This window comes from candidate division KSB1 bacterium, assembly GCA_034521575.1.
Classification (GTDB): Bacteria; Zhuqueibacterota; Zhuqueibacteria; order Residuimicrobiales; family Krinioviventaceae; genus JAXHMJ01.
On sequence record JAXHMJ010000003.1, the window covers coordinates 97,868 to 117,106 of the forward strand.

At 46.9% G+C, this 19,239-nt stretch carries 14 protein-coding genes, 5 tRNA genes and 3 pseudogenes; all 22 read left to right on the forward strand.

The window, feature by feature from the left end:
* Positions 1 to 66: 66 nt before the first annotated feature.
* A tRNA-Thr gene (locus U5R06_08905) sits at positions 67 to 139 on the forward strand.
* 12 nt (positions 140 to 151) lie between these two features.
* Positions 152 to 233: transfer RNA gene (locus U5R06_08910), tRNA-Tyr, on the forward strand.
* Positions 234 to 335: 102 nt separating this feature from the next.
* A tRNA-Gly gene (locus U5R06_08915) sits at positions 336 to 411 on the forward strand.
* Between the two features lie 9 nt (positions 412 to 420).
* A tRNA-Thr gene (locus U5R06_08920) sits at positions 421 to 493 on the forward strand.
* Positions 494 to 553: 60 nt separating this feature from the next.
* Positions 554 to 1,764: pseudogene (gene tuf / locus U5R06_08925) on the forward strand (elongation factor Tu).
* 32 nt (positions 1,765 to 1,796) lie between these two features.
* The gene (gene rpmG / locus U5R06_08930; protein MDZ7722911.1) at positions 1,797 to 1,946 is read left to right on the forward strand and encodes a 50S ribosomal protein L33; all 150 of its coding nucleotides are present in this window, start codon (positions 1,797 to 1,799) and stop codon (positions 1,944 to 1,946) included.
* Between the two features lie 10 nt (positions 1,947 to 1,956).
* Positions 1,957 to 2,031, forward strand: a tRNA-Trp gene (locus U5R06_08935).
* 55 nt (positions 2,032 to 2,086) lie between these two features.
* Positions 2,087 to 2,269, forward strand: coding sequence for a preprotein translocase subunit SecE (secE, locus tag U5R06_08940; GenBank protein ID MDZ7722912.1), 183 nt, complete (start codon positions 2,087 to 2,089; stop codon positions 2,267 to 2,269).
* 19 nt (positions 2,270 to 2,288) lie between these two features.
* Complete coding sequence (nusG, locus tag U5R06_08945; GenBank protein MDZ7722913.1) at positions 2,289 to 2,789, forward strand: transcription termination/antitermination protein NusG; 501 nt, start codon at positions 2,289 to 2,291, stop codon at positions 2,787 to 2,789.
* A 70-nt stretch (positions 2,790 to 2,859) separates the two neighbouring features.
* On the forward strand, positions 2,860 to 3,285 hold the full coding sequence (gene rplK, locus U5R06_08950; GenBank protein MDZ7722914.1) for a 50S ribosomal protein L11: 426 nt from the start codon (positions 2,860 to 2,862) through the stop codon (positions 3,283 to 3,285).
* A 32-nt stretch (positions 3,286 to 3,317) separates the two neighbouring features.
* Positions 3,318 to 4,016 (forward strand): 50S ribosomal protein L1, encoded by a 699-nt coding sequence (gene rplA, locus U5R06_08955; protein ID MDZ7722915.1) that lies wholly within the window; start codon positions 3,318 to 3,320, stop codon positions 4,014 to 4,016.
* Positions 4,017 to 4,046: 30 nt separating this feature from the next.
* Entirely contained in the window at positions 4,047 to 4,583 is a 537-nt protein-coding gene (gene rplJ, locus U5R06_08960; protein ID MDZ7722916.1) for a 50S ribosomal protein L10, read from the forward strand.
* Positions 4,584 to 4,607: 24 nt separating this feature from the next.
* A complete protein-coding gene (gene rplL, locus U5R06_08965; protein MDZ7722917.1) occupies positions 4,608 to 5,039 on the forward strand; it encodes a 50S ribosomal protein L7/L12 in 432 nt (143 codons plus the stop codon).
* 98 nt (positions 5,040 to 5,137) lie between these two features.
* A pseudogene (gene rpoB, locus U5R06_08970) lies at positions 5,138 to 8,930 on the forward strand (DNA-directed RNA polymerase subunit beta).
* Between the two features lie 79 nt (positions 8,931 to 9,009).
* Positions 9,010 to 13,260, forward strand: a pseudogene (rpoC, locus tag U5R06_08975) (DNA-directed RNA polymerase subunit beta').
* Between the two features lie 77 nt (positions 13,261 to 13,337).
* Positions 13,338 to 13,709: a 30S ribosomal protein S12 gene (gene rpsL, locus U5R06_08980; GenBank protein MDZ7722918.1), complete on the forward strand. Its 372-nt coding sequence runs from the start codon at positions 13,338 to 13,340 to the stop codon at positions 13,707 to 13,709.
* Positions 13,710 to 13,734: 25 nt separating this feature from the next.
* Positions 13,735 to 14,205, forward strand: coding sequence for a 30S ribosomal protein S7 (gene rpsG / locus U5R06_08985; protein MDZ7722919.1), 471 nt, complete (start codon positions 13,735 to 13,737; stop codon positions 14,203 to 14,205).
* A 188-nt stretch (positions 14,206 to 14,393) separates the two neighbouring features.
* Positions 14,394 to 16,481, forward strand: coding sequence for an elongation factor G (gene fusA, locus U5R06_08990; GenBank protein MDZ7722920.1), 2,088 nt, complete (start codon positions 14,394 to 14,396; stop codon positions 16,479 to 16,481).
* A gap of 46 nt (positions 16,482 to 16,527) precedes the next feature.
* A complete protein-coding gene (gene tuf, locus U5R06_08995; GenBank protein ID MDZ7722921.1) occupies positions 16,528 to 17,730 on the forward strand; it encodes an elongation factor Tu in 1,203 nt (400 codons plus the stop codon).
* A gap of 38 nt (positions 17,731 to 17,768) precedes the next feature.
* Positions 17,769 to 18,077 (forward strand): 30S ribosomal protein S10, encoded by a 309-nt coding sequence (rpsJ, locus tag U5R06_09000; GenBank protein MDZ7722922.1) that lies wholly within the window; start codon positions 17,769 to 17,771, stop codon positions 18,075 to 18,077.
* A 55-nt stretch (positions 18,078 to 18,132) separates the two neighbouring features.
* Positions 18,133 to 18,750 (forward strand): 50S ribosomal protein L3, encoded by a 618-nt coding sequence (rplC, locus tag U5R06_09005; GenBank protein ID MDZ7722923.1) that lies wholly within the window; start codon positions 18,133 to 18,135, stop codon positions 18,748 to 18,750.
* Between the two features lie 6 nt (positions 18,751 to 18,756).
* Positions 18,757 to 19,179, forward strand: coding sequence for a 50S ribosomal protein L4 (rplD, locus tag U5R06_09010; GenBank protein ID MDZ7722924.1), 423 nt, complete (start codon positions 18,757 to 18,759; stop codon positions 19,177 to 19,179).
* The last annotated feature ends 60 nt before the right edge of the window (positions 19,180 to 19,239 follow it).

Below are 19,239 nucleotides of genomic sequence, written 5' to 3' on the forward strand. Positions count from 1 at the left end.
TTAGATAATAAATCGTTAAACTAATGGGCTTTCTCGTATAGTAAATATTTTTAGAGAAAGCAGCTGGCCACCATAGCTCAGCTGGTAGAGCACCTCACTTGTAATGAGGCTGTCGCGGGTTCGATCCCTGCTGGTGGCTCGCAAATATCGCGGGGAGGTTCCCGAGCGGCCAAAGGGAACAGACTGTAAATCTGTCGGCGAAGCCTTCGGAGGTTCGAATCCTCCCCTCCCCACGACAGATTGAAAGAATATCGGTCTCAGTGTGTGTCGGAAAAGTTGAGCCGATATTTTCTTTGTCATAGGTGCTCTATGAGTCTGTGCTGTAGAGACTGCTCGCGGGAGTAACTCAGCCGGCTATGAGTCCACAGCCTTCCAAGCTGTTGGTCGCGGGTTCGAATCCCGTCTCCCGCTCTGCAAGGTGCCCACGTAGCTCAGTCGGTAGAGCGTATCCTTGGTAAGGATAAGGTCACCGGTTTCAATCCGGTCGTGGGCTCGCGATTTTGAATATTTGAACAAATGTGCGTTAAAAGCATTATAATAGTTCGGAGGAATTATGGCTAAAGAAAAATTTGAACGAACCAAACCGCATGTGAATATCGGGACGATCGGTCACGTTGATCACGGCAAGACGACCTTGACCGCTGCGATGACGATGTATTTGGCCGAACATGGGTCAGGCGGATATTAAAAAGTATGATGAGATTGACAATGCGCCTGAAGAGAAAGAGTCGTGGTATTACGATCAACACCGCTCACGTGGAATATGAGACAGAAAAGCGTCACTATGCTCACGTTGACTGTCCGGGACACGCAGACTATATCAAGAACATGATTACCGGGAGCGGCGCAGATGGACGGCGCCGATGCTGGTGGTATCTGCTGCCGACGGACCGATGCCGCAGACGCGCGAGCACATTTTGCTGGCCCGTCAGGTGAACGTGCCATCGATCGTGGTGTTTATGAACAAGACGGATCAGGTAGATGATCCCGAGCTTGTTGAGCTGGTTGAGCTGGAGGTTCGCGAACTTCTTTCCGAACTATGAGTTTCCGGGTGATGAGATTCCGATCGTCAAGGGTTCTGCCTTAAAGGCGATGGAGAAAGGTATATCCGGTGATTTTACGGGTGAAGAATGGGGGCCGGTGAAGAGGCTGCTGGATGCGATTGATGATTACGTACCGACCCCGTCGCGTGACAAGGACAAGCCGTTTTTGATGCCGGTTGAGGATGTTTTTTCGATTACCGGTCGCGGTACTGTAGGTACCGGCCGAATCGAGCGCGGTGTGATTCATGTGAATGATGAAGTCGAGGTGATTGGTCTGGGAGCGACATCCGCAAGACGGTCTGTACCGGAATAGAGATGTTCCGCAAGATGCTGGATGAAGGACAGGCCGGTGATAATGCGGGATTGCTGCTTCGTGGTGTTAACAAGGATGCGACTGGATCGCGGTATGGTCGTTGCAAAGCCGGGTTCGATTACGCCTCACACCCAATTTTTGGCAGAGATTTATGTATTAAGTAAAGACGAAGGTGGACGCCACACGCCGTTTTTCAATGGATATCGTCCGCAGTTTTATTTTCGCACGACGGATGTGACGGGCCAGATAACGTTGCCGGAAGGCACAGAGATGGTGATGCCGGGAGATAATGTCAAGGTGACGGCTCAGTTGATCACCGAGATCGCCATGGAAGAAGGGCTTCGGTTTGCGGTTCGCGAAGGCGGTCGTACGGTCGGCGCCGGTGTTGTAACCAAAATTATAGAGTAGGATTTATTCACGTTTAAATAGACGAGTACTTTATGAGAGACCTTGTGATCCTGGAATGCACCGAGTGCAAGAGAAGAAATTACTCTGGCGATAAAAACAAACGCAAGCATTCCGGGCGAATCGAGCAAAAAAAGTATTGTAAATGGTGTAACAAGCGCACAATCCATAAGGAAACGCGCTAGGATGTTATGTAGGCCTGTAGCACAATTTGGCTAGTGCACTGGACTCCAAATCCAGGGGTTGGGGGTTCGAGTCCCTCCAGGCCTGCTTTTTTTAGAATCCAACAGATCAAGATAGAACTATCCACACGGAATGGTACATTATGATTCAAAAGATCGGCAAATTTTTGCGGGATGTAAAGCAAGAGATGTCCAAAGTGAGCTGGCCTACGCGGGAAGAGCTAAAGGGACAGACGATTATTGTGATTATGCTTTCTCTTTTTCTTTCTCTTTTCGTATTTATCGTAGACCATGTACTGACGTGGGTAATGAACCTGCTGTATTAATGTGAACCGAAAGGGAGATTTGAATTTACCTGTGACTGAACTCGAAGAAAATAAACTCGAAGCAAAATGGTATGCCATTCATGTGCTCTCCGGGCATGAAAATAAGGTAAAGACCTTTATCGAAAAAGAAGCTGTCGATGCCGGTATCGAAGAAAAGATTGAAAAGATTCTTATACCGTCTGAACAGATTACAGAGATGAAGAATGGCAAAAAACGGGTTCGAAACAAGATCATGTTCCCTGGTTATATGTTAATACGCATGCACTTTGACAAACAAACACGTCATCTTGTGCTGAATACCCCCGGTGTTACAAATTTTGTTGGTAGAAAAGATGAGCCGGTCCCTCTTAAGCAGGATGAAGCAGAGCGGATTATCGGCAAGACCGAAGGCTCTCGGGATCGATCGAATATACCATTCCAAATTGGAATTCCCATCAAAGTCGTTGACGGACCTTTTACGGATTTCACGGGCCGTATTGAAGAAGTCAATGAAGAGAAAGCAAAGTTCGAGTCAGTGTAAGTATCTTTGGCAGATCCACACCGGTCGAACTGAATTTTCTGCAAGTTGAACTGGAATCTTAGGATTTATTATGGCAAAGAAAATAATTGGAAACATCAAACTGCAAATTCCTGCAGGAAGTGCAAATCCTTCACCTCCTGTCGGCCCTGCTTTGGGTCAGCATGGCGTAAACATTATGGAGTTTTGTAAAGCGTTTAACGCCAAAACCCAAGACCAGCAGGGTCTGATCATACCGGTTATCATTACGGTATATCAGGATCATACCTTTAGTTTTATCACAAAGACGCCGCCTGCGGCTGTTTTGATTAAAAAGGCAATAGGTCTGGATAAAGGCTCTGGTGAACCGAATCGTGAAAAAGTCGGCAAAATCACCAAAGCACAAATCAAAGAAATTGCTGAAATTAAACGGCCTGATCTGAATGCGAATGAAGTGGAAATGGCGATGCGTCAAATTGAAGGTACGGCCCGAAGCATGGGCGTCATTGTTGAAGGATAAATGATTCTGCAGAATGGCTTAATGGAGATATAATGAAGCGAAGCAGAAGATATAAAGAAAATCTGGAAAAGGTTGATCGTGAAAAAATTTACAGCCTTAAAGAAGCGATCACTCTAGTCCAGGAGACAGCCAATGCGGGTTTTGATGAAAGTGTAGAAGTTGATGTGCGTCTGGGAGTAGACCCGCGTAAAGCCGATCAAAATATCCGCGGTACAGTGGTGTTGCCTGCCGGTACCGGAAAAACCATACGGGTATTGGTGTTGACATCAACGGACAAGGAGCAGGAAGCCAAAGATGCCGGCGCTGATCATGTTGGGGCTGACGATCTTGTTGAAAAAATACAAGGCGGCTGGCTCGATTTTGATGTGGTTATCACCACTCCTGATATGATGCCCAAAGTCGGAAAGTTGGGCAAAGTCCTTGGTCCGCGTGGTTTAATGCCGAATCCGAAAAGCGGAACTGTGACCCAAAACGTCGGATCGGCTGTAGAAGAAGCCAAAGCTGGAAAAATTGACTTTCGGGTGGATCGATACGGAATCGTTCATACCTCAATTGGGAAACGTTCTTTCTCTGAAGAAAGTCTGACTCAAAATATTCGTGCTTTTTTAAACGTTATCAATCGTTTGCGCCCGGTTTCCACGAAAGGGGTTTATATCAAAAATATAACCCTGGCAAGCACAATGGGGCCCGGCATTAAGGTTGATAAAAATTCGATTATCGATGTAACATAACATAGCTTGTATTTCTCTAGGGAATGAATTATGCCACGACCAGAAAAAATTCAAAAAGTTGAAGAGTTGGCCGAACTTCTCGAGTCTTCTCAAGGAATTTATTTGACCGACTATTCAGGGCTGACTGTTGAAGAGATTACCGAGCTAAGACGCGCGTTTCACAATGCCGATGTCTCTTATTTGGTCATAAAAAATACATTGGCGCGGCGATCTTGTGAAAAAGCGGGTTTGACGGGCTTTAATTCCTATCTGACCGGCCCCAATGCTATAGCTGTAGCCAAAGGTGATCCGGCTGCTCCGGCTCGTGTAATAGCCGATTTTTTGAAAGAACATGAAGAAAAAGGCAAGCCGGCTATCAAAGGAGCTGTTCTTGAAGGACAACTTTTGAGTGCCGAAGAAACGACCAAGATCAAAGACATCCCTCCGCGCGAGGTATTGTTGAGTCAGGTCGTCTCAGCGGTCTCTTCACCCCTGACAGGGTTTGTTGGCGGATTGCAAGGCATCTTGCGTCAATTAGTCGGCACAATCGATGCTGTTAAACGGTCTAAAGAAGAAAACGATTTATAACTATCATATTAACGGGAGGTTGAAATGCCCGAAGAAAAAGATGTCAAAGTTGAAGAAAAAGTCGATATCGATGATCCAAAGATTGAAGAGATCTTAACGTCCATCGAAGAAATGAGCGTTCTGCAGCTTTCGCGGCTTGTCAAGGCGCTTGAGGACAGATTCGGTGTAACTGCTGCTGCTCCTGTGATGGCCGGCGCAATGCCTGGCGCTGCGGCCGGCGGCGGTGAAGCTGCTGTTGAAGAACAAACTGAATTTGATGTTGTCTTGAAATCAGCCGGCGCCAAAAAGATTCAGGTGATCAAAGAAGTCCGCAGTATCACAAACTTGGGTCTGAAAGAAGCCAAAGAGCTTGTCGATGGCGCCCCTAATGATGTTAAAAAAGGCGTGACCAAAGAAGAAGCTGAGGAGATCAAGACCAAGCTCGAAGAAGCTGGCGCTGAGATTGAAATCAAGTAATACATATCGACTTTGAAGAAAACTGTAAAAGCCGGGCTGAATAATTGCTTTCAGCCCGGTTTTTGAGTGTTTACTAATTCTAAAAGGGAGTGATCTCTTTGGCGATAACAAAGAAAAAAGAGAGAAAATCTTTTTCAAAAATTACTGCAGCGGCTGAACTTCCCGATCTTTTGGATATTCAGTTAAAGTCGTTTGAAGAGTTTGTTCAACAGGGTGTAGACCCCGACAAACGCGTACATAAAGGACTGCAGGCTGTTTTTGAAAGCGTTTTTCCCATTACGGACAGCAGAGATAATTTTGAGCTCGAGTTTTTGGAGTACAATGTCGATACGCCAAAATACTCTGTTGATGAGTGTCAGGAGCGTGGTACGACTTATTCCGCGGCACTAAAAGCCAAACTTCGTCTCTCCATAAAAGATGAATATGAAGGTGATGACCCTCTTGCCAATTCGATCGAACAAGTGGTCTATCTCGGCAATCTTCCGTTTATGACCAATCGGGGAACATTTATTATCAATGGAGCGGAGCGTATCATTGTCAGTCAGCTGCATCGGTCTCCCGGTGTGTTTTTTGACGAAATGGTGCATCCCAACGGAACCAAGCTTTATTCCGCGCGAGTGATCCCGCTGAGAGGTTCCTGGATTGAGTTCAGCACTGATATTTACGATCTTTTAAACGTTTATATCGACCGCAGGAAAAAGTTTTTAGCTTCAACACTTTTACGCGCTATCGGTTTTTCAACTGATCGGCAGATTTTGGAAGCATTTGAATTAATTCGCGAAATCAAGACCACCAAGAGCAGCCTTGAAAAAGCGATCGGAGAGAAAGTTGTCGATGATCTCATTGATATGAGCACGGGTGAGGTCATTGTTGATAAATATACAGAAATAACCCCTGAAAAGGTTGAAATTATTCTGAGCCTGGGCCTTAAAAAGCTCGAGATATTGAAAAGTGAACGTGAGCTGGGACATGAAATTATTTCCAGCACCCTGAAACGTGACCCCACCCACAGCATGGAAGAAGCGCTGGATTTGATTTATCGGCAGTTGCGCTCCGGTGAGCCGCCCGATTCGGATACCGCCAAGCAGCTGATCGAACGTTTGTTTTTTAACCCCAAGCGCTATGAACTCGGCAAAGTCGGAAGACATCGGTTGAATAAAAAGCTGGGTGTTAAAGTCGATGTCGAAAATCTGGCGTTGACCAAGGATGACTTGATTGGAATTTTAAAGTATTTGATCCGTCTGCGGCACGGTAAACAGGCCGCAGATGATATTGATCATTTGGGCAACAGACGGGTCCGCACCGTTGGTGAACAGCTCTCCGCCCAGATGATGGTTGGCCTTTCCAGAATGGCGCGGACCATTAAAGAACGCATGAATTTGCGTGAAAGCGAAAATCCGACTCCACAGGATCTGGTCAATGCACGCACGATATTGTCCGTCATTAACACCTTTTTCGGAACCAGTCAGTTATCACAGTTTATGGATCAGACGAATCCGCTTGCTGAAATGACCCATAAGCGCCGATTGTCTGCGCTGGGACCGGGTGGATTAACGCGTGAACGCGCCGGATTTGAAGTCAGGGATGTTCACTATACCCATTATGGACGTCTGTGTCCGATTGAAACTCCGGAAGGACCCAATATCGGTCTGATTTCTTCGTTGACCACGTATGCACGCATTAATGGATTCGGATTTATCGAGGCGCCGTACCGCAAGGTCAAAGACGGCAAAGCCATCACGGATATTGTCTTTCTCAGCGCTGACGATGAAGAGAATGAAATCGTTGCTCAGGCGAATGAGATACTCAACAATGACGGCAGTTTTGTCAATGATAAAGTGACTTGTCGATCCCGAGGCGAGTTTCCTGTAACTGATCCGGATAAAGTCAGCTATATGGATGTGTCGCCCAATCAGATTGTGTCCGCTGCAGCCGCGCTGATTCCGTTTCTGGAACACGATGATGCCAACCGGGCGCTCATGGGCTCCAATATGCAACGACAGGCGGTGCCTTTGCTTGTCCCCGAGGCTCCGATGGTCGGAACCGGCATGGAAAAGAAGGTTGCTTCTGATTCCCGCGCCACTATTCTCAGTGAGGTGGACGGCGTGGTGGAAAAAGTGGATGCACAAAAGATTGTGGTGCGTAAGAAATCAGCAAAAACCAAAAAAGAAGTCATGGATCAGTTGCTGGATTTTGATGAATCCGATAAACGTATTTACTATTTGACAAAATTCAAGCGAACCAACCAGGATACCTGCATTAATCAGCGACCTGTGGTCAAAGAAGGTGATGTGGTTCAGGAAGGTGATGTCATTGCAGACGGCCATTCCACAGATCACGGAGAACTGGCGCTCGGGCGCAACGTGCTGGTTGCTTTTATGCCCTGGCGGGGATATAACTTTGAAGATGCGATTATTCTGTCTGAACGCGTGGTTCGCGATGATATTTATACATCTATTCATATTGAAGAATTTGAACTTCAGGTTCGGGACACCAAGCGCGGCGAAGAGGAATTGACCCAGGAAATTCCCAATGTCAGTGAGGAAGCCACCCGGGACCTGGACGAAGATGGTATTATCCGGATTGGCGCCGAAGTCAGTTCCGGCGATATTCTGGTGGGAAAAGTGACGCCGAAAGGCAAGTACCGATTGCACACCCGAGGAAAAACTTTTGAAAGCTATTTTCGGTGAAAAAGCCGGAGATGTCAAGGATGCTTCTCTGAAAGGGTCTCCCGGATTAAAAGGCGTGGTCATTGATACGCATCTGTATTCCCGCAAGAAGAAAGATACAGAAACCAAGCAGGAAGAAAAGAAGCTGATCGATGCGCTTGACAACTGGAAAAAGAACACGATTTCCATAGCGCGTCAGATGCGTAATGAAAAACTGGCTGAACTTTTGGATGATCAGGTTTCTGTCGGCATACGCGATGTTCATTCCGGCAAGACAGTGATTCGCGCCAATACTAAAATCAATAAAGCCAATCTGGAAAAGATTGATCTGGACGCTGTGGACTATTCTCAGCCTCTGGTCGAAGATGAGAAGGTCAATGAACTTGCCAAGCAGGTCATTGATCGCTATAATGCCAAGCTTGAGAGTATTTCAGAAGAATATGAACTGCAAAAATTTAAAATAGTCGTAGGTGATGAGCTGCCTCCGGGTATCACTCAGCTGGCCAAAGTTTATGTTGCCAAAAAAAGAAAATTAATGGTGGGTGACAAGATGGCCGGACGTCACGGAAATAAAGGGGTTGTATCCAAAATCGTTCCGATTGAGGATATGCCGTTTTTACCGGATGGAACGCCGGTTGATATTGTGCTAAATCCATTGGGTGTGCCCTCTCGGATGAATCTGGGTCAGATTCTGGAGACAAACCTGGGATGGGCAGCTGAAAAGCTGGGTATTAATTATGCGACTCCCGTTTTTGACGGAGCCAATCTAAAAGAGATCAGCCAGGAGATGGAAAAAGCCGGGCTTCCCAAAGACGGAAAATCACAATTATACGACGGTATGACGGGTGAGCCGTTTGAGGATCGTGTTACTGTCGGTATGATCTATATACTCAAGCTGTCACATCTGGTCGAGGACAAGATACACGCCCGATCCATCGGCCCGTACTCTCTGATTACGCAACAACCGCTGGGCGGTAAAGCTCAGTTTGGCGGACAGCGATTTGGAGAAATGGAGGTCTGGGCCCTCGAAGCCTACGGCGCTGCTTATACATTACAGGAAATCCTGACTGTTAAAAGTGATGATGTGAGCGGACGATCCCGAACTTACGAGGCTATCGTAAAAGGTGAAAATTTACCTGAACCGGGTTTGCCGGAATCCTTTAATGTGCTTATCCGGGAGCTTCAGGGATTGGGGCTGGATGTTCAGCTCGTCCATGAATAAAAAAACAGTTAACAGTGATTTGGTAGAATATACCAAGCTCACCATTCGTAAGTTTGGAGGTGAAAATTTGAATTCGTTGATGGGATCAAAATCTCAGGCAATAAAAAAGTTTACTTCAATTTCTATCGGGTTGTCGTCTCCGGATAAAATTCTGGAGCGTTCCCGCGGCGAAGTGACAAAACCGGAAACGATCAATTACCGGTCGTTTAAACCAGAGAAAGAGGGGCTGTTTTGCGAAAAAATCTTTGGCCCTGTACGGGACTGGGAATGTCACTGCGGTAAATACAAACGGATCCGATATAAAGGAATTGTCTGTGACCGTTGCGGCGTCGAAGTTACGCGGAAAAGTGTGCGCCGCGAACGTATGGGACATATTACACTTGCCGTTCCGGTTGTTCATATATGGTACTGGAAATCCCTGCCTTCCAAGTCCGGTTATGTTCTGGGTATCAGTATGAAAAAACTCGAACGCATTATATATTATGAAAATTATGTGGTGATCAATCCGGGAACAACGGATCTTGAAGAAAACACGTTGATCACTGAAGAAGAATACCTGGACCTTCAGGCGCAGGTTAAAGAACGCGAAAAAGAACTGCCCGAAGCGGAAAGGTTTTATGCTGATATGGGCGGCAAAGCTGTGCTGGAGATGCTGAAAAAAGTAAAACTGGACGAGCTTGCCAAAGAACTGCGTTATGCCGTGGCCAATGAAACGTCCATTCAGCGCCGCACCGATGCTCTGAAGCGTCTGCGGGTGGTGGAGGCTTTTCGAAGAGCCAATGAACGGTTGGAAAACCGTCCGGACTGGATGGTAATGACTGTGGTGCCTGTTATTCCGCCTGAACTGCGTCCGTTGGTGCCGCTGGAAGGCGGCCGTTTTGCCACATCTGATCTAAACGATTTGTACCGCCGGGTGATTATCCGAAACAATCGTTTGAAAAAACTACTGGAGATTCGAGCTCCTGAAGTGATCCTCAGAAATGAAAAAAGAATGCTTCAGGAAGCCGTCGATTCTCTGTTTGACAACGGGCGCAAGACTTCTGCTGTGCGCAGTGATGGCAATCGCGCGCTGAAGAGCCTCTCCGATATGCTCAAAGGCAAACAGGGACGCTTCCGACAAAACCTGCTCGGGAAACGTATCGATTATTCCGGCCGTTCCGTGATTGTAGTTGGACCCGAGTTGAGGGTTCACGAAGCCGGGTTGCCCAAAGAGATGGCGCTTGAACTATTCAAACCCTTTGTGATCCGCAAGATGGTTGAACGCGGGTTGGTGCGCACTGTCAAGAGCGCCAAAAAACAGGTGGAACGCCGGGGACCGGAAGTGTGGGATATTCTGGAGGAGATTATTACAGATCATCCTATTATGCTGAACCGCGCTCCCACCCTGCATAGGCTGGGTATCCAGGCATTTCAGCCCGTGCTCATTGAAGGAAAAGCTATTCAGCTGCATCCGCTGGTGTGCGCGGCGTTTAACGCGGATTTTGACGGCGATCAGATGGCGGTACACGTACCTCTGTCCTACTATGCGCAGATCGAAACCCGTATTCTGATGCTGTCCAGTCACAATTTGCTGTCGCCTGCCAATGGCCGACCGTTGGCCATTCCCAGTCAGGACATTGTTTTGGGAATTTATTATCTGACCAAGCGGCGCAGCGACACCAAAGGCGAAGGCATGATGTTTTCTTCCTGTGACGAAGTGCTGATTGCATTGAATCAGGAGCGTGTGGAGCTCAATGCCCCGATTAAAGTGCGTATTGACGGCCAAATGATCGATACCACCGTGGGACGCGTTGTTCTGAACGATATTCTTCCCAAAGAGCTCGGATTTGTCAATGAATTGCTGACCAAAAAAGGCATCGAGGCGCTAATTGCCAAAGCGTATGAACTGATTGGCAACTTTCGTACAGCCAAGATGCTTGATGATATCAAACATACCGGGTTCTTTTATTCCATGCGTTCCGGCGCAACAGTCGGTGTTTATGATGTCATTGTGCCTGATGAAAAAGAGCAAATGCTCGATAACGCATTCAAGAGCGTTGATGTTATCCAAAAACGTTACGAACGTGGTATTATAACCGATGGTGAACGATATAACCAGATTATAGATATATGGACTCATACCACAAGTGATGTGGCGGAAAAGATGTTTGACCGTCTGCGTCAGGACCGCCAGGGTTTTAATCCGATTTTTATGATGGCGGATTCCGGGCCCGTGGTTCGAAAGAGCGAATTGGTCAGCTGGCGGGTATGCGCGGACTGATGGCAAAGCCGCAAAAGAAAATGACGGGTTCCGCCGGTGAAATTATCGAAAATCCGATTACCGCGAATTTTCGCGAGGGATTGTCCGTGCTCGAGTATTTTATCTCTACGCACGGTGCGCGTAAGGGTCTGGCGGATACGGCGTTGAAAACAGCTGATGCGGGTTATCTGACCCGGCGGCTTGTGGATGTGGCTCAGGATGTTATTCACGGAACGGGATTGCGGAACTATTCTCGGTCTGCGGGTCGGCGATCTTAAGGAAGGTGAAGAGGTCATTGAATCCATGGAAGATCGTATTGTGGGTCGTGTGGCTGTTGAAGATGTCTTTCATCCTGAAACCAGCGATATTATCTGCGAATCCGGTGACATGATTTCCGAAGCGCTGGCCAAAAAGATTGTAGATGCCGGTGTTGAAAACGTCATGATCCGTTCGGTCTTGACATGTGAAGCTGACCGCGGCGTGTGCGCGGCTTGTTATGGACGTAATATGGCGACCGGTCGACTGGTCACCAATGGAGAGGCTGTCGGCGTTATGGCAGCTCAGTCAATCGGCGAGCCCGGAACTCAGCTTACTCTGAGAACCTTTCATATCGGCGGTACAGCATCACGTATCGCGGCACAGTCCCAGACTCACGCGCGACAGGATGGTGGGGTGGAATGGGATAACCTTAAAAGCGTAAAAAAATCCAATGGCGACGTGGTGACATTAGGGCGAAACGGACGCATCAAGATACTTGATGACGACAATCGGGTTATCGAACGCCTGACCGTTCCGTACGCCGCAAGTGTCAAGGTGGAAGATGGTCAAAAGGTGAAAAAAGGCGACCTGATCTTTGAATGGGATCCATATTCGGCCAGTATTGTCACCACACATACAGGATATGCGAAATTTATAGATATTATTGAAAATACAACCTATCGGGAAGAGTTGGATGAAACCACCGGCCTGAAACAGCGGGTCATTATTGAAACCCGTGTGCGAAACTTGAACCCGACCGTTGAAATATTGGATGAGAACGGCAATAAAAAAACCTCGTTTGTGCTGCCTGTCGGCTCTTTTCTGCAAATCAATGACGGAGGCAAGTTGGAAGCCGGTGACGCCATTGTCAAGATTCCCCGCGAAATTGCCAAGACACGCGATATTACCGGTGGTTTGCCGAGAGTTGCTGAACTCTTTGAGGCGCGCAAACCCAAGGAGCCGGCTGTTGTGACTGAAATTGACGGTATCGTAAGCTATGGTGAAATGAAACGCGGTGTGCGTAAAATACATATTTCCTCTGAAGATGGACATGAGGAAAAAGTATACATGATTCCCTATGGGAAACATATCCTTGTGCATGATGGCGACTTTGTTCATGCCGGTGAAAAATTATCCGAAGGATCTGTGGCGCCGCATGATATTCTTTCTATTATGGGTGCAAATCGGGTTCAGGAATATCTCGTGAACGAAATCCAGGAAGTTTACCGTCTGCAGGGTGTGCGCATCAATGACAAGCATATTGAAGTGATTGTGCGACAGATGCTGCAAAAGGTTAAAATTGAAGAACCGGGTGACACCCTGTATCTGCCCGGAGACCAGGTGGATCGTCTCAAATTCCTGAAAGAGAATGAAAGAATCCGTGACTGTGTTGTTGTGACAGAGGCCGCTGATTCTGATTTCATGAAAGGTGATGTGGTAAAGTCTTCCGAATTTAGAGACAGTCTGTCAAAACTTGAAGAAACCGGAAAGATTTTGCCTGTTTCCCGGCCTGCGCAACCGGCAACTTTTCAGCCGTTATTGTTGGGCATTACTAAAGCGTCGTTGACGACTGAAAGCTTTCTGTCAGCTGCTTCTTTCCAGGAGACCACGCGAGTCCTTACAGATGCTTCTGTGGAGGCCAAGATTGACAATTTAAATGGTCTCAAGGAAAATGTAATCATGGGTAATATGATACCTGCCGGAACCGGTGTCCGCAAGTTTAGGAATATTCGGGTAACCGGGCCTGATATTATGCCCGAAGCAGATTTTGAAGAATCAGATGGCTCTGAGGCTGAAAAAGCCGAGCAAGCGGTTGAAGAACAAGTTGAATAAAATAGTTAAAAAAAAACTTGCATTAAATCAACTTATTTGTTAAATTAATAGGCTTTATTGAAAAAAATGGAGGAATTGTGCCCACACTCAATCAACTGATAAACAAGGGCCGGAAAAAAGTTGTATCGAAGCGAAATTCGCCGGCGTTGATGGGTTCACCGCAGAAACGCGGAGTGTGTACCAGAGTTTATACAACAACACCGAAAAAGCCAAATTCAGCTTTGCGCAAGGTGGCTCGTGTGCGGTTGACAAATGGTTTCGAAGTTACTGCTTATATCCCCGGTGAGGGGCACAATCTGCAGGAACACTCTATTGTTATGATTCGGGGGGGGCGTGTAAAAGATCTTCCCGGTGTTCGTTATCATATTGTTCGCGGTGTGTTGGATACGAGTGGCGTGCAGGATCGTATGCAGAGCCGTTCAAAGTACGGTACGAAATTAAAGAAATAAAGAACTTAAACTCTGAGACTATTGAATGCCTAGAAGAAAAAGAGCGACAAAACGCAAGGTTTTGCCGGATCCAAAATACAACAGCGTGCTGGTTACAAAGTTCATTAACGGACTGTTGGAGGACGGCAAGCGCAGTGTTGCCGAAAAGATATTTTACGAAGCAATTGACAGAAGCAATGAAAAACTCGGCGGTGAAGGTGTCGAGAGTTTTGAAAAGGCGCTTGAAAATGTAAAGCCTATTCTCGAAGTAAGATCCCGTCGTGTCGGCGGCGCCACCTATCAGGTGCCGATTGAAGTTCGTTCAGATCGCCGCCAGGCTTTAGCTATTCGCTGGTTGATTAATTTCGCCCGGAATCGTTCCGAGAAAACGATGGCTGAGCGGCTGGCGTCGGAATTTATTTCTGCTTTTAATAATGAAGGTGCTTCGGTAAAAAAGAAGGAAGATACTCATAGAATGGCAGAGGCAAACAAAGCCTTTGCGCATTTTAAATGGTAAAAGACTGCCGACCTTGCAGTCCAACTCCAAAAAGTGTCGTTTGATTGGAAAGTAGTTGCAGGGAAAGGCGCTTCAATAAATTTTTCAGGACCATCCGGTTCAAGAAAAGTTATTGTGAGAAGCGCTCTTTCTGTGTATCTCACAATAAAGGCTTGCAAAGCCCAAGCTTGAATCTGGTGGTTTTTTTTATGGCAAAGTTGAAACCTTTGGGAAAATTTCGCAATATCGGTATTATGGCGCATATTGATGCCGGTAAGACAACGACGACAGAGCGTTTTCTGTTCTATACGGGAAAGGTGCATCGTATCGGCGAAGTCGACGAAGGTATGGCTACCATGGACTGGATGACGCAGGAAAAAGAACGCGGTATAACGATTACCTCGGCTGCTATATCCTGCGAATGGAAAGATCATCAGATCAATATCATTGATACACCCGGACACGTGGACTTTACTGCAGAAGTCGAACGGTCTTTGAGAGTTTTGGATGGCGCTGTTGCTGTTTTTTGTGCAGTCGGCGGTGTTGAGCCTCAGTCGGAGACTGTCTGGCTGCAGGCTGACAAGTATCATATTCCCAGACTGGCTTTTATCAACAAGATGGACCGACTTGGCGCTGATTTTTATAATGCGCTGGATATGATGAGAGACCGGTTTTCCGTAAATCCGGTGCCCATTGAACTCCCTGTCGGGGCCGGAGATGATTTTCGAGCTGTCATTGATCTGCTTAATATGAAGATGCTGGTGTACGACAAGGAATCAAAGGGCGCCAAATGGGAAACTGTCGATATTCCTGATGATTTGCTTGAAAAAGCCCGGTCTTATCGGAATCAACTGTTGGATTCTGTAGTCGAATACGATGACGCAGTGATGGAAAAGTATTTAAACGCAGAAACGGTTGGTACCGCTGAACTGAATAACTGTATCCGCAAAGCTACATTGAAAAATGATATAGTCCCTGTCCTCTGCGGCGCTGCTCTGCGTAATATCGGTGTGCAGCAGCTTCTCGACGCCGTAGTGAACTATTTGCCCTGTCCTACGGATGTGCCCAGCATAGAGGGTGTGAATCCGTATACGAAGAAAGAAGAAAAACGGGTTTCCAGTCGTGAAGAGCCTTTTGCGGCCCTTGCCTTTAAGGTGCAGATCGATCAGTATGTGGGAAAATTGACTTATATTCGAGTGTATTCCGGTGAAATTGAGGCGGGAAATACCGCGATTAATGTCGGCGCCAATAAAAAAGAGCGGTTTCAACGTATTCTGCTCATGTCATCCAACAAACAGCATGATGTAAAGAAAATAGCTGCCGGCGATATCGCGGCCATCGTGGGATTACGGCAAACCAAAACCGGTGATACGCTGACTGATCCGAAACATCCGATCTTGTTAGAGACTTTACAATTCCCGATCCCGGTTATTTCTGTCGCCATTGAGCCCAAGAGTAAAGCTGATGAAGAAAAAATGATTGAAGCGTTGAACGCTCTGACCGATGAAGATCCAACCTTTCAGTTTAAAACTGATCCTGAAACGGGTCAAATGATCATATCCGGCATGGGTGAGCTTCATATTGAGATTTTGGTCCGCAGGCTGCGGGAAGAGTTTAAAGTGAACGCCAATGTGGGCAAACCCCAGGTCGCCTATCGCGAAACCATTACTCAGCCCATTACACGTGAAATGACCATTGAACGGCAGATCAGCGGCGATCACCATTATGCCCATGTAAAGCTTCAATTTGAACCTTTGCCGGCTGAGGGTAAATATTTTGAATTTGAAAACCAGCTGCCTGAAGGCAAGATCCCAGATGTATTTGTAAAACCTGTTGCTGATGGTATCAGAGAATCCATGTCCGGAGGCAGTATAGCAGGATATCCGGTTATCGGAATTAAAGTCAAGCTGATCGACGCGGACTTTGACGAAAGTGACTCCAGTGAGCTCGCTTTTAAAATTGCCGGAGCGCAGGCGCTGCAAACAGCCCTGCGAGAGGGGGATTCTGTATTGATGGAGCCGATGATGAAGCTCGAAGTAATCACCCCGGAAGAATATTTCGGTACGATTTTGAGTGATTTGGCGTCCAGGCGTGCTAAAATACAAGGTCACGGTAAACGCGGTGACAGCACCGTGATTGATGCCAAAGCGCCGCTTTCAGAAATGTTTGGATATGCCACTGCACTGAGAAATATGTCGCAGGGCCGGGCAGTATTTACGATGCAGTTTTCAAACTATAATACCGTTAGCGGTGAAATCTTTAAAAAACTTTTGGAGCAGATGGGCATCACCGCATAGAATTTTGTAAAGAATGGACGTTGCTCAATAAATAAAGGAGATAGCAATGGCTAAAGAAAAATTTGAACGAACCAAGCCGCATGTGAATATAGGGACGATCGGTCACGTTGATCACGGCAAGACGACCTTGACCGCTGCGATGACGATGTATTTGGCGAACATGGGTCAGGCGGATATTAAAAAGTATGATGAGATTGACAATGCGCCTGAAGAAAAGAGTCGTGGTATTACGATCAACACCGCTCACGTGGAATATGAGACAGAAAAGCGTCACTATGCTCACGTTGACTGTCCGGGACACGCAGACTATATCAAGAACATGATTACGGGAGCGGCGCAGATGGACGGCGCCGTGCTGGTGGTATCTGCTGCCGACGGACCGATGCCGCAGACGCGCGAGCACATTTTGCTGGCCCGTCAGGTGAACGTGCCATCGATTGTGGTGTTTATGAACAAGACGGATCAGGTAGATGATCCCGAGTTGCTTGAGCTGGTTGAGCTGGAGGTTCGCGAACTTCTTTCGAACTATGAGTTTCCGGGTGATGAGATTCCGATCGTCAAGGGTTCTGCCTTAAAGGCGATGGAAAAAGGTATATCCGGTGATTTTACAGGTGAAGAATGGGGGCCGGTGAAAGCGCTGTTGGATGCGATTGATGATTACGTACCGACCCCGTCGCGTGACAAGGACAAGCCGTTTTTGATGCCGGTTGAGGATGTTTTTTCGATTACCGGTCGCGGTACTGTAGGTACCGGCCGAATCGAGCGCGGTGTGATTCATGTGAATGATGAAGTCGAGGTGATTGGTCTGGGAGCGCATCGCAAGACGGTCTGTACCGGAATAGAGATGTTCCGCAAGATGCTGGATGAAGGACAGGCCGGTGATAATGCGGGATTGCTGCTTCGTGGTGTTAACAAGGATGAGCTGGATCGCGGTATGGTCGTTGCAAAGCCGGGTTCGATTACGCCTCACACCCAATTTTTGGCAGAGATTTATGTATTAAGTAAAGACGAAGGTGGACGCCACACGCCGTTTTTCAATGGATATCGTCCGCAGTTTTATTTTCGCACGACGGATGTGACGGGCCAGATAACGTTGCCGGAAGGCACAGAGATGGTGATGCCGGGAGATAATGTCAAGGTGACGGCTCAGTTGATCACCGAGATCGCCATGGAAGAAGGGCTTCGGTTTGCGGTTCGCGAAGGCGGTCGTACGGTCGGCGCCGGTGTTGTAACCAAAATTATTGAATAACTTAAAAAGTAATGACAAAGACTATGTGGAGTAAATAGATGGCGGGTCAAAAAATTCGCATAAAATTACAGGCATATGATCATCGGTTGATCGACAAATCAACTGAAAAGATCATAAAGACAGCAAAAAATACAGGTGCTATGATTTCCGGGCCGATACCACTGCCTACGCGAAGGACTGTGTTTACGGTAAATCGATCACCGCATGTCAATAAAAAGTCTCGTGAGCAATTTGAGACTCGAGTTCATAAACGTCTGGTCGATATTCTGAATTCTTCCCCAAAAACAGTCGACGCTTTGATGAAGCTCGAACTGCCGGCTGGAGTAGATGTTGAAATCAAAGTCTGATTAATTACGAAATTTAGACCCGTTTAAACGAACAATAGAATCAATCGGAAAGCAAATGCGCGGAATAATTGGAAAAAAACTTGGTATGACTCTCTTTTTTGATGATGCCGGATATTCAAAATCCGGTACGGTCATCGAAGTGGGTCCGTGTTGTGTCACTCAAATAAAGACAATAGAAAAAGATGGTTACAGCGCTGTGCAACTTGGTTTTGGTGCGCGAAGGAAGAAAAGAGCGACAAAACCCGAGATTGGTCATGTGAAAAAACATGGACTGGAACCGTTTCAGGTGTTGCGTGAATTCCGGGATTTTGAGGTGAGTGAACTCAAGACCGGCGATGAAATAAAAGCAGATTTGTTCTCTGTTGGAGAAAAAGTCGATGTGACGGGTGTCTCCAAAGGACGCGGTTTTGCCGGTACTATAAAACGATGGGGATTCGGCGGTGGCCCGAAAACTCATGGTCAGAGCAACAAATATAGAATGCCTGGTTCCATTGGTCACTCGAGTGATCCGTCGCGTGTCTTTAAAGGCAAGCATATGGCTGGTCGTATGGGCAATGAACGTGTGACCATCAAAAATTTGGAAATATTGAAAATTGACCCGGAAAACAACATTATTGTTGTCAAGGGTGCTGTTCCGGGAGCAAAAAAAGGTATTGTCTTAATTAGAAAGTAATAAACTATGGAACTTGAAGTCTATACAAAAGATGGCAAAGCTGCCGGCCGTAAAGTGAATGCGAGTGATGCGGTCTTTGGAGCGGAAATTAATGAACATTGTGTTTACCTGGCTGTTAATTCACAAATGAAAAACAGCCGCCAGGGTACCCGCTCTACCAAAACCCGAAACGAAGTGAGAGGGGGCGGAAAGAAACCCTGGCGTCAAAAAGGTAGAGGTACCGCCAGAGCAGGTTCGACTCGCTCTCCGATTTGGGTGGGTGGGAGTACCATTTTCGGTCCTCGCCCGATTCATTTTAAAAGCCGGTTGACAAAGCGAGTCAAACAAATGGCGCGTATTTCGGCGTTCAGCGCCAGGCAGAAAGATGACAAGATTAAAGTGGTTGAAACTTTTAGTCTTGAACAACCCAAGACACGAAATATGAAATGAGGTTATCAAGAGTTTTGGCCTGTCTGATGAAAAAACACTGGTTCTGGTTCCCGAGTATGA

Excerpts from the sequence above, each read along its gene's own strand:
- rpmG (MDZ7722911.1), top strand. The coding sequence starts at position 1,797 with ATGAGAGACCTTGTGATCCTGGAATGCACCGAGTGCAAGAGAAGAAAT.
- secE (MDZ7722912.1), top strand. The coding sequence starts at position 2,087 with ATGATTCAAAAGATCGGCAAATTTTTGCGGGATGTAAAGCAAGAGATG.
- rplK (MDZ7722914.1), top strand. The coding sequence starts at position 2,860 with ATGGCAAAGAAAATAATTGGAAACATCAAACTGCAAATTCCTGCAGGA.
- rplA (MDZ7722915.1), top strand. The coding sequence starts at position 3,318 with ATGAAGCGAAGCAGAAGATATAAAGAAAATCTGGAAAAGGTTGATCGT.
- rplJ (MDZ7722916.1), top strand. The coding sequence starts at position 4,047 with ATGCCACGACCAGAAAAAATTCAAAAAGTTGAAGAGTTGGCCGAACTT.
- rplL (MDZ7722917.1), top strand. The coding sequence starts at position 4,608 with ATGCCCGAAGAAAAAGATGTCAAAGTTGAAGAAAAAGTCGATATCGAT.
- rpsG (MDZ7722919.1), top strand. The coding sequence starts at position 13,735 with ATGCCTAGAAGAAAAAGAGCGACAAAACGCAAGGTTTTGCCGGATCCA.
- fusA (MDZ7722920.1), top strand. The coding sequence starts at position 14,394 with ATGGCAAAGTTGAAACCTTTGGGAAAATTTCGCAATATCGGTATTATG.
- tuf (MDZ7722921.1), top strand. The coding sequence starts at position 16,528 with ATGGCTAAAGAAAAATTTGAACGAACCAAGCCGCATGTGAATATAGGG.
- rpsJ (MDZ7722922.1), top strand. The coding sequence starts at position 17,769 with ATGGCGGGTCAAAAAATTCGCATAAAATTACAGGCATATGATCATCGG.
- rplC (MDZ7722923.1), top strand. The coding sequence starts at position 18,133 with ATGCGCGGAATAATTGGAAAAAAACTTGGTATGACTCTCTTTTTTGAT.
- rplD (MDZ7722924.1), top strand. The coding sequence starts at position 18,757 with ATGGAACTTGAAGTCTATACAAAAGATGGCAAAGCTGCCGGCCGTAAA.